General features: G+C 60.7%; 2 protein-coding genes. Both read right to left on the reverse strand.

Translation table 11 applies throughout. The features are described 5' to 3' along the window. Positions 1–71: 71 nt before the first annotated feature. Positions 72–578 carry an NUDIX domain-containing protein gene (locus O3648_RS08330; RefSeq protein WP_049354996.1) on the reverse strand — a complete coding sequence of 169 codons (507 nt, stop codon included), beginning with the start codon at positions 576–578 and terminating at the stop codon, positions 72–74. A 127-nt stretch (positions 579–705) separates the two neighbouring features. Continuing rightward, positions 706–1,104: prepilin peptidase (locus tag O3648_RS08335; protein WP_371569579.1), on the reverse strand; the 399-nt coding region annotated here is incomplete at its 5' end.

The raw sequence follows: 1,104 nt of genomic DNA on the forward strand, positions 1-1,104 counted from the left end.
ACGGCGGGTCGCCCCTCCTTCTGTATCTGCACGCCTCATTCGGCGGCTCTTGCTCAGTCCCAGCAGCCGGTTTAGAGTTCTTCCGGCGGCACCGATTCCAGACCAAAACGGCAGTGGCCGTCATAGTTCAGCGCAGCATCAATACGGTCCAGCATCCGCTCCGAAAGCAACGCACGCTCGGCAGGGTCAGACACATCCACCCAACGCACCTGCGAAGACTCCTCGTCGTTCACCTTCGCCTCACCAGAAACCCAGCGGCACAAGAACGTATGGTCCAAGAACTGGCAGCGGTCACCATTACCGAACTGCATCGGCGGGTCAGCCTTCACCTGAGCCAGCTCCAGCACCTCAATCTGCACGTTTGCCTCCTCCTGCGCCTCACGCAGGCAGGTCAGTGCGGGACTCTCCCCCGGGTCTACAATGCCCGTGATCGGGGTCCACGCCCCGTTATCGCTACGGCGCACCAGCAGCACCTTAGAATCCTGCTCACGGTACACCACAGCCGTCGCACCGGAGAGCCAGAGGTAATCCGAACCAATCCGCTCACGCAGCTTACGGATATAGGGAGGAGTAGGCATAACATCAACCTTTCAAAAGTCCCGGCAGTTCTGTCGAGAAATAGGTGCTAGAGAGCAGAGCAAACAGCTACGAGCCGCACGAATAATGAGCCCGTCACTTAGCCGGACGGGCACCCCACTTCGGAATCTACCACAGAGAATACGCCGGAGCCGCCAACGCCACCAGCGCGCCCAGAAGCATAAACGGACCGAAGGCAATGCGGGTGCTACCGCGCGCCTTCGTGAACAGCACCAGAGCCAAAGACACCAGACCACCGGCAAGGAACGTCACCAGCGACGCCCAGCCCAGATTTGCCCAGGACAGGTACCCGAGCGCGCCGCCCAGAATGCCGGCAAGTTTCACATCCCCGCGGCCCAGCGCGCCGAAAGACAGAATACGCAGAAGCCCGTAGCAGAACCACAGCGCTAGACCGGCACCCATCACGCGCCAAATATCGGCGGGGCGACCGGCAAAAAGCAAAGACACAGGCAACGTCGTATAGGTGGCAATAGCCAGAGGGATCAGGATGCGGTGGGGCAGACGGTG

The sequence above is a fragment of the Rothia sp. 27098_8_161 genome, assembly GCF_041432905.1.
Classification (GTDB): domain Bacteria; phylum Actinomycetota; class Actinomycetes; order Actinomycetales; family Micrococcaceae; genus Rothia.

What these genes read in the sequence shown, in the direction of transcription:
- O3648_RS08330 (WP_049354996.1), bottom strand. Translation starts at nt 578, where the DNA reads ATGCCTACTCCTCCCTATATCCGTAAGCTGCGTGAGCGGATTGGTTCG.